Origin of the sequence: Mesorhizobium sp. B1-1-5 (genome assembly GCF_006443065.1) — a bacterium.
Classification (GTDB): Bacteria; Pseudomonadota; Alphaproteobacteria; order Rhizobiales; family Rhizobiaceae; genus Mesorhizobium.
This window is the reverse complement of record NZ_VFWS01000173.1, coordinates 1-8,444: the sequence shown is the minus strand read 5'-3', so window position 1 is coordinate 8,444 and position 8,444 is coordinate 1. Positions and strand designations below refer to the sequence as shown.

Sequence of the window (8,444 nt, the reverse complement as noted above, 5' to 3'; positions counted from 1 at the left end):
ATGTGTGCGCACGCTAGCCCCTTGTGGGAGAAGGTGGATCGGCGCGCAGCGCCGAGACGGATGAGGGGTGTTCCAGCAGAGTGAGACGTTGGCGTTCCCTGGAGCACCCTTCATCCGGCCGCTTCGCGGCCACCTTCTCCCACAAGGGGCCCACAAGGGGAGAAGGGAGAGTTCTGCCGAGCAATAAAAAACCGGCGTCAGCTTGCTTCTGACGCCGGTCATTCAGGTTTTGGGATCGTCGCACCTGATTTTTCCAAGGAAAAACCGAGGTTGGTTCGATCCGACGCTGACCCGTGGGCGGGGGGCTTGGGGTTTACGAGCCGGTGCCGGACCGAACCGTCTCAGGCAACGACCGTAAATTCGTCGGACATTGGGGCATGAGCGCGGATTATTTGTGGCGAGAATGTGGCGGAGCATCACCAATTCCAACATGTGTTTCGCAAACGTGACTGGACGTTTGGGAAAACGCGCGACCCCGCGCGTGTTCGGCCGGCCTGCAATTCCATCGCGCCCTTGCAATTCCCTTATGAAAGCGCGAACCTTGGCCGGCGCATGATTCAATCGAAGGATCGAGGCATGACCGATCACAGCGGCGGGACGGAGGATGGGGAAGCATCCGGAATATTGATCCCGTTGCACGAGGCGCGCAACGCACGCCTCGACCAGCCGGTGCGATTCGACCGGCGCGAGCTCGACCAGATCCTGAGGCTTTACGGACGCATGGTGGCGGCCAATGAATGGCGCGACTATGCGATCGACCATCTCACTGATCGCGCTGTCTTTTCCGTCTTCCGCCGGGCCAGCGAAGTGCCGCTGTTCCAGATCGTCAAGGACCCCAGGCTGGCGCGCCGGCAAGGCGCTTTCGCCGTCATCGCCGCCGGCGGCCGCATCCTCAAGCGCGGCCAGGAACTCGGCCGCGTGCTTGGTGTCTTCGATGCCAAGCTTAAGGTTGTCGAGGCGTGATCCGGAAAGAAGAGGAATTGGAGAACTGAAGAATTGAGGAACTGGAAAAAAGGAAGAAGAGGGCTAAATCGGCCCTGAATGCCTTTCCAATTCTCCAATTCTCCAATTCTCCAGTTCTCCAGTTCTCCAATTCCTCAATTCCCCATCCCCCGAAACCTTCGCTCCGGCAGCGAATCCGGATCGGGCGGCAATTCCGCGCCGCCGTTCAGCGAAAGCTGCATGAACACCGTGTCCAGCCAGCGTCCGTGCTTGTAGCCGGATCCTTCCAGGCGCCCGGAATGGCGGAAGCCGAGCTTCTCGTGCAGCCGCACCGAGGCGCTGTCCGCGTGGCCGTCGCCGATGACCGCGATGATCTGGCGGAAGCCCGCCGCGCGCGCCGTCTCGATCAGCGCCCGCATCAGCAGCAAGCCCACGCCCTGCCCTTTGGCCTCCGGCGCGAGATAGACCGAATCCTCGATGACGAATCGGTAGGCGGGGCGCGGCCGGAACGGTCCGGCATAGGCATAGCCAAGCACGATGCCGTCCTTCTCCACCACCAGATAAGGAAAGCCGCCCGCCGCTAGAGCGTCGAATCGGTTGCCCATTTCCGCGCGGCTCGGCGGCTCCAGCTCGTAGCTTGCCGTGCCGTGCGCGACCGCATCGGCATAGATTTCGGTGATTCGGTCGAGGTCGGCCGCGATGGCAGGTCTGATGACAATGGTGCTCATAATTTGTGCAGTTCTCTTTGCTGCCTCGATAACAGCAGAGGACTGCGCGAAAAGAAAGGGCGGCCGTTGGGCCGCCCTTCGCAAATCTATGGTCCACTGAAACCAGGGTAACCGCCCTTAGCGGCGGTCGCCCATGAACTGCAGCAGGAACATGAACAGGTTGATGAAGTCGAGATAGAGGCGCAACGCGCCCATGATCGCCTTGCGGCCGGCGACGTCGGCGACATCGCCCTCGAAATACATCTCCTTGATCTTCTGCGTGTCGTAGGCGGTCAGGCCGGCGAAGACCAGCACGCCGATCGCCGAGATCGCGAAGGCGAGCGCCGACGACTGCAGGAAGATGTTGATCAGCATCGCGATCAGCAGGCCGATCACGCCCATGATCAGGAACGAGCCGAACGCCGACAGGTCGCGCCTGGTCGTGTAGCCGTAGAGCGACAGACCGCCAAAGGCCGCGGCCGTGGCGAAGAAGGTCTGGGTAATGCTGGTGCCGGTGTAGACGAGGAAGATCGTCGACAGCGACAGGCCGACAAGGCCGGCATAGACCCAGAACGTGGCCTGCGCCGCGCCCACGCTCATCGACTGGATGCGGAACGACAGGAACATCACGGCGGCGAGCGGCGCCAGGATGACGACCCAGCGGAACGCGCTTGCATAGATCAGCTGGCCGAAAGCGGTCAGCTGGCCGTCGCCGGTGATGGCGAGCTGGAAGGCGCCCCAGGCGGCAAGGCCGGTGATCAAAAGGCCAAGCCCCATGAGATTGTAGACTTTGATCATGTAGGCGCGCAGGCCCTGATCGATATCGACGCGCGCGCCGGGGGCGGCGGACGTCTGGTAGTTGCGAATGGGATCAGCCATTGGAAATCCTCTGTTGCTTCTGCCCCGTCCGGTGACAGGTCTTTTGAGACCAGGCGCCGCTGGCGGGGCTCCAGCATGCCTGCGCAAAATATGAGCGTTCTCGACGTCAAGAACAAGACGGTAACGAGGCGCAACGCTTCGTGAGATGGCAAAAGGCCGCTTTTCGGGTCTTTCGGGCGGCATTCTTACAAAAATTTAACCGGGCTTACAAAGATTTAACCGGGCGGGCGGCTCTCGGCCCCTCCGTCAGAGGTTGCGCAGCACCGGCGCTGCCTTGTGGCCGAGCACCCGCCAGGTGCCGGCAAGGCCGATGCCGACGGTGACCGCCAGCGAAACCAGGATCGTCGCCACCGCCACTTCCGGCATGAAATGCGACGGCAGCGTCATGATATGCGCGACCACGAACCAGGCGGCGATGCCGCCGGCGGCAAGCGCGAACAGTGCGGTCGCAAGGCCGATCAGCATATATTCCAGGGAGAAGGCCGCAATCAGCGTCCTGCGCGTCGCGCCGAGCGTCTTCAGCACCACCGCGTCGTGGATGCGCGCCCGGTTGCCGGCGGCAAGTGCCCCGGAGAGCACCAGCACTGAGGCGACCAGCGCCACGCCGGCCGCGGCGCGGATCGCCGTGCCCAATTGCGCGACCAGCCGGTTGACGATGTCGAGCGCGTCCTTGACGCGCACCGTCGTCACCGCGGGAAAGGCGCGGGTGACGGCGTTGAGCAGCCTTGCGTCGTCAGCCGTGGTGGCTTGTTTATCGGTCAATGTCGCCAGCCAGCCATGCGGCGCCCCTGCAAAGGTGTTGGGCGAGAACACCATGACGAAATTGATCCCCATCGTCTCCCACTCGACCTGGCGGAAATTGGCGATCTTTGCGGTCACGTTGCGGCCGAGCACGTTGACGGTGACGGTGTCGCCGAGCTTCAGCCCGATCGCGTTGCCCTCCTCGGCCGAAAACGACACCAGCGGCTCGCCGGAATAATCCTGCGGCCACCACGCTCCTTCGGTCAGCGTCGCGTTGTCCGGCTTTCTCGCGTCATAGGTCAGGCCGCGGTCGCCGCGCAGCACCCAGGCGCCGTCGGCCGGGATCTTCACCTTGTCGACGTCGACGCCGTTGAGCGCCATGATGCGCCCGCGCAGCATCGGCACCTTGACCAGCGTTCCCCGCGGCGACTCCTTGCCGACAAGGCCGGCGAAGGCATCGACGTCGCTGCTCTGGATGTCGACGAAGAAGAAGTTCGGCGCCCGCTCCGGCAAGCTGCCGGAGATCTGCCGCCTGAGATTCCCGTCGATCAGCGCCAGGGTGACGAGAAGCGTCAGCCCGAGGCCGAGCGACAGCACCACCGAGGGCGTCAGCGCGCCGGGACGGTGGATGTTGCCGAGCGCCAGCCGCAGCGACACAAAACGCACGCGTGGACTTTTCCTAGCGGTCCATTGCACCAGCGCCGCCACCAGCCGCAGCACCAGGAAGGCGAACACCGTGGCGCCGACGAAGATCGAGGCGATGCGGTAGTCGTTGGCCGAAAGGATCGCCAACGCTGCCAGCGCCAGCACGATCGCGAGCGCAGCGCCCGTATAGGGCAGGCGCGGCAGGCCGCGGCTTTCAAAGCCCATTTCGCGGAACAGCGCGGTTGCCGGCACGTCGCGGGCGCGGCCGAGCGGCAAAAGCGCGAAGGCCAGCGTCACCAGCAGGCCGAACAGCGCGGCAAGAGCAAGCGCGCCGGGATAGAAGCCGCCTTGCGCCGGCACGGGGATGACCGACTGCAGCAGCGCGCTCGCCACGAACGGCATCGCGGCGCCGACGACAAGCCCGAGCACGATGCCGAGGCCCGCGATCAACAGGATCTGCACCAGATAGACGGTGAAGACGAAGCCACCGGCGGCGCCGAGGCTCTTGAAGGTGGCGATGACGCCGCGTTTGCCGTCGAGATAGGCGCGCACGGCGTTGGCCACGCCGACGCCGCCGACCACCAGCGCCGTCAGCCCGACGAGCGTCAGGAATTGCGAGAAGCGTTCGATGTTGGCGGAGAGCGCGGGTGCGGCGTTGCTGCGCGTGCGGATCGACCAGCCGGCCTGCGGGAAATCCTTCGCGGCTTGAGCCTGGATATCCTTGATCCGCGCCTCGGACGTGCCGTCGGGCAGCCGCACCTTGTAGGCGTTCTCGACCAAGCTGCCTGGCTGCACCAGGCCGGATGCGGCAAGGCCCTGGCTGGAGATCATCAGCCGCGGCGCGAAGCCGAAACCGTCCGAGACCGCATCGGGCTCGTTGACCAGCCTCGCCCGCAGTTCGAAAATGGCACCGCCGAGCTTCAACCTGTCGCCGATGCGAAGATTGAGCCGGTCGAACAACAGGTCGGGCGCGGCAGCGCCGAACACGCCGGATCTTTCGCCGAACAACTGCTCTCTCGGCAGTGCCGGATCGGTTTCCAGCGCGCCGAACAGCGGATAGGCGTCGTCGACGGCCTTCGCCTCGACCAGCGCCTGGTCCGAGCCGTCCTCCAGCCGCGCCATCGAGCGCATGCCGGAATTGAGCGAGACCGTGCCGAGGCTCTTGATGAAGCCGAGCTCCGCATCGGAAGCGCTGCGCTGGTTGACCTGGAAGCGCAAATCGCCGCCAAGCAGCGTCTGGCCCTGATTGGCGACGCCGGCCGAGATCGCTTGCGCCACCGAATTGACGCCGCCGATCGCCGCGACGCCCAGCGCGATGCAGGCGAGGAAGATCATGAAGCCGGACAGGCCGCCGCGCATCTCGCGCAGCGAGAAGCGGATGGCGAGCTTCAGGGTTCGAAGCGAGGAGGCCGCCATGCCTCTATGCCGTCACTTTGAGCAAAGGCGCATCCTCGATCCGCCCCGAACGCATCGACACCTGGCGCGCGCAACGCCCGGCCAGCGCGGGATCATGCGTCACCAGCACCAGCGTCATGCCGCGCTCCGCCGCCTTGGCGAACAGGAGATCGGCGATCTGCTTTCCCGTCACCTGGTCGAGATTGCCGGTCGGTTCATCGGCGATAAGAATGCGCGGCGACGGCGCCAGCGCCCGTGCAATCGCCACGCGCTGCTGCTCGCCGCCGGAAAGCTCGCCCGGATAGTGCGTCACGCGGTCGCTCAGGCCGACGGCCGCGAGCTCGCGCGCGGCCACGCCGAACGGATCGGAATGGCCGGCAAGCTCGAGCGGCACGGCGACATTTTCCAGCGCCGTCATATTGGGGATGAGATGGAAGGACTGGAAGACGATACCGATGTTTCGCCCCCGAAACGAGGCAATCTGATCCTCGCTTTTGTCATTGATCAGCTCGCCGGCGATCCGGACTGTGCCCGAATCGACCCTTTCCAGGCCGGCAAGGACCATCAGCAGAGTGGACTTTCCCGAGCCCGACGGACCGACAATGCCGGTCGCTTCGCCGGCCGCCACGTCGAGGCTCACGCCCTGCAGCACATGGACGGATGACGCGCCCTCGCCGAGCCTCAGCGATATGTCCCTCAGCGCGATGACGGCTTCTGTCACAATGAAAGCGCCCTATATGTGAAAAAAGGAGACGGCCGCTGTCTCCTCCCTTGGATTGTTCCGGTCATATGGGGCTCGCCGCATGGCTTTCAAACACCGTTTTGCCGCAGCCCTCATCCTTTTCCTCGGCCTTTGCGCCGCCATCTCGCCGGCGCGCGCCGCAACCTTCACCATAGTCGGCTTCGGCGACAGCCTGATGGCTGGCTACAGCCTTGGACCCGGCCAGGGTTTCACCGACAGGCTGCAGGCGGCCCTGAAGGCAAAGGGCCTCGACGTCGCCGTCGCCAATGCCGGCGTGTCGGGCGACACCTCGAGCGGCGGGCTGGCGCGGCTCGACTGGTCGGTGCCGGACGGCACAAGGCTGGTGATCCTCGAGCTCGGCGCCAACGACATGCTGCGCGGCGTCTCGCCCGAGATCGCCGAGAAGAACCTCGACGCGATGCTGGGCAAGCTGAAGCAGCGCAACATCCCGGCGCTTCTCGCCGGCATGCGCGCCGCTCCCAATCTCGGCGCCGACTACCAGAAGGTCTTCGACGCCATCTATCCGAGGCTTGCCGAAAGATACGGCGTTCCGCTCTATCCGTTCTTCCTCGACGGCGTCGCCGGCCACCCCGACCTGCAGCTGGGAGACGGCCTGCATCCCAATCCCCGGGGTGTCGACGTCATGGTCGAGCGCATCCTGCCCGTGGTCGAAAAGGCGATCGCCGACAATGGGGGGCCATCATGAGTCCGTAATGCCACGCTTTCCGCTGGGGAAACTTTGTGGACAACAAACCTCTTGCCCCGCGCCAATATCGATGATTCGCTAGGAACGAGAGTTTCGATTCGAGGACAGGAGGCTTCACATGCCACGTCTTTTCACCGCCCTCGAAATTCCGCGTGATGCTGCTCTCTCTTTGTCCCTGCTCCGGGGCGGGCTGCCCGGAGCGCGCTGGATCGACGTCGAAAACTACCACCTGACGCTGCGCTTCATCGGCGATGTCGAGGGCCATGTCGCCGACGAGATCGCCAACGCCCTCGACCGCGTCGACCGCCCGTCTTTCCAGCTCACGCTCGCCGGCGTCGGCGCCTTCGGCGGCAAGAAGCCGCATGCGGTGTGGGCCGGCGTGTCGGCCTCGCCTGACCTGACGGCGCTGCAGGGCGAGATCGACCGCATCTGCCAGCGGCTCGGCCTGCCGGCCGACCCACGCAAGTTTTCGCCGCATGTGACGCTGGCGCGTCTGCGCAATGGGAGCCCGCTCGACGTCGCGCAATATCTTTCGGCGCGCGGCAATTTCGCGGCATTGCCCTTCCGCGTCGGCCGCTTCGTCCTGATGTCGTCGCGCGATTCGGTCGGCGGCGGCCCCTACATCGTCGAGGAAGCCTGGCCGCTGGTCGGCGAAGCGCTGGCCCCGAGCCGCTTCGCCAGCGCATCCGACGCCTCGCGGATCATGCGGTAGACCGAGGCGAAGGCCTCGGCGCCATCGCAATAGGGATCGGGAACGTCCACGGCCTTTCCCGCGGCAGAATCCAGATAAAGATGGGTGCGGTAGCGCGCGGCCTGCGGGGCCAGCGTCTTGAGGTCGCGCACATTCGCCCGGTCCATGCCGAGGATCAGGTCGAAACGCGAAAAATCCTCCTGCAGCACCTTGCGCGCCCGCTGCCCTGAAATGTCGACGCCGTGCCTTGCCGCCACCGCGATCGAGCGCCGGTCCGGCTCCTGGCCGGCATGCCAGCCGCCCGTCCCGGCCGAATCGATCACCAGACCCTGGTCTTGCCTTGCTCGGTCAGGACGGCGCGGAACACGCCCTCGGCCAGCGCATCGGCGCGAAAATCGGAATCGATTTTCGGAAAAGCACGATGCGCCGATTCAAAGTGTTAGAGCGTCCTTTTGCGCGTCCGGAGGACGCGCGGCGCTCTAATGGCGAGCGGCAGATATTGCCAAGGCAGACGAACAGAATGGATTTTATGGGCTTTGCGCTCATCGATCCGGCGCTATGGTTGGATCATCTGCGAATAGCACAGGGACCGGACATGAACAGGGAAAAACTCAACAAGGAAGCGATCGTCGCCGCGCTTGCGGAACTTGACGGCTGGTCGCTCGCCGCCGACGGCGCCTCCATCAAGCGCAGCTTCGTCTTCAAGAATTTCTCCGAGGCCTTTGCCTTCATGACGCGCGTGGCGCTGGCGGCCGAGAAGATGGACCATCACCCGGACTGGTCGAATGTCTACAAGACCGTCGACGTGACGCTGAACACGCATGACGCTGGCGGCGTCACAGCGCTGGATGTCGAGCTCGCCAAGCGGATGAACGTCTATTTCGGCTGAGGGCGAGCGGACTTCGTCATTCCAGGGCGCAGCAAGGAGCGAAGCGACGCGCGCAGACCATAGAATCCTTTCCGTGACATATGAGCGCCGCTCACGGTGCGGAATTC

General features: G+C 64.6%; 9 protein-coding genes. 4 read left to right on the top strand and 5 right to left on the bottom strand.

The genetic code is table 11. From position 1 onward, the window contains the following. Window positions 1-576 precede the first annotated feature (576 nt). Window positions 577-963 carry a DUF2794 domain-containing protein gene (locus FJ980_RS28275; protein WP_140546946.1) on the top strand — a complete coding sequence of 129 codons (387 nt, stop codon included), beginning with the start codon at window positions 577-579 and terminating at the stop codon, window positions 961-963. Window positions 964-1,097: 134 nt separating this feature from the next. Here FJ980_RS28275 and FJ980_RS28270 read toward each other — a convergent pair whose 3' ends face one another. From FJ980_RS28270 to FJ980_RS28255, 4 genes are all read right to left on the bottom strand, one after another. Beyond that, the gene (locus FJ980_RS28270; protein ID WP_140546945.1) at window positions 1,098-1,670 is read right to left on the bottom strand and encodes a GNAT family N-acetyltransferase; all 573 of its coding nucleotides are present in this window, start codon (window positions 1,668-1,670) and stop codon (window positions 1,098-1,100) included. Between the two features lie 117 nt (window positions 1,671-1,787). Further along, entirely contained in the window at window positions 1,788-2,528 is a 741-nt protein-coding gene (locus tag FJ980_RS28265; RefSeq protein ID WP_140546944.1) for a Bax inhibitor-1/YccA family protein, read from the bottom strand. A 246-nt stretch (window positions 2,529-2,774) separates the two neighbouring features. Beyond that, window positions 2,775-5,330, bottom strand: coding sequence for an ABC transporter permease (locus FJ980_RS28260; RefSeq protein ID WP_140546943.1), 2,556 nt, complete (start codon window positions 5,328-5,330; stop codon window positions 2,775-2,777). A gap of 4 nt (window positions 5,331-5,334) precedes the next feature. Next, a complete protein-coding gene (locus FJ980_RS28255; protein WP_140546942.1) occupies window positions 5,335-6,030 on the bottom strand; it encodes an ABC transporter ATP-binding protein in 696 nt (231 codons plus the stop codon). A gap of 82 nt (window positions 6,031-6,112) precedes the next feature. Here FJ980_RS28255 and FJ980_RS28250 point away from each other — a divergent pair, with 82 nt between their 5' ends. Beyond that, window positions 6,113-6,757, top strand: a complete 645-nt coding sequence (locus FJ980_RS28250; RefSeq protein ID WP_140546941.1) for an arylesterase — start codon at window positions 6,113-6,115, stop codon at window positions 6,755-6,757. 118 nt (window positions 6,758-6,875) lie between these two features. After that, the gene (gene thpR / locus FJ980_RS28245; protein ID WP_140546940.1) at window positions 6,876-7,469 is read left to right on the top strand and encodes an RNA 2',3'-cyclic phosphodiesterase; all 594 of its coding nucleotides are present in this window, start codon (window positions 6,876-6,878) and stop codon (window positions 7,467-7,469) included. Here thpR and FJ980_RS28240 read toward each other — a convergent pair. Then, entirely contained in the window at window positions 7,376-7,771 is a 396-nt protein-coding gene (locus FJ980_RS28240; RefSeq protein ID WP_140546939.1) for a low molecular weight protein-tyrosine-phosphatase, read from the bottom strand. The genes thpR and FJ980_RS28240 overlap by 94 nt on opposite strands. A 272-nt stretch (window positions 7,772-8,043) precedes the next feature. On the opposite strand from FJ980_RS28240, the gene FJ980_RS28230 reads away from it, so the two are divergent. Next, window positions 8,044-8,337, top strand: a complete 294-nt coding sequence (locus FJ980_RS28230) for a 4a-hydroxytetrahydrobiopterin dehydratase (protein ID WP_140546938.1) — start codon at window positions 8,044-8,046, stop codon at window positions 8,335-8,337. Window positions 8,338-8,444 lie beyond the last annotated feature (107 nt).

Coding starts and splice junctions, on each gene's coding strand:
- FJ980_RS28270 (WP_140546945.1), bottom strand. CDS start 1,670: ATGAGCACCATTGTCATCAGACCTGCCATCGCGGCCGACCTCGACCGA.
- thpR (WP_140546940.1), top strand. CDS start 6,876: ATGCCACGTCTTTTCACCGCCCTCGAAATTCCGCGTGATGCTGCTCTC.
- FJ980_RS28230 (WP_140546938.1), top strand. CDS start 8,044: ATGAACAGGGAAAAACTCAACAAGGAAGCGATCGTCGCCGCGCTTGCG.
- FJ980_RS28250 (WP_140546941.1), top strand. CDS start 6,113: ATGGCTTTCAAACACCGTTTTGCCGCAGCCCTCATCCTTTTCCTCGGC.
- FJ980_RS28265 (WP_140546944.1), bottom strand. CDS start 2,528: ATGGCTGATCCCATTCGCAACTACCAGACGTCCGCCGCCCCCGGCGCG.
- FJ980_RS28260 (WP_140546943.1), bottom strand. CDS start 5,330: ATGGCGGCCTCCTCGCTTCGAACCCTGAAGCTCGCCATCCGCTTCTCG.
- FJ980_RS28275 (WP_140546946.1), top strand. CDS start 577: ATGACCGATCACAGCGGCGGGACGGAGGATGGGGAAGCATCCGGAATA.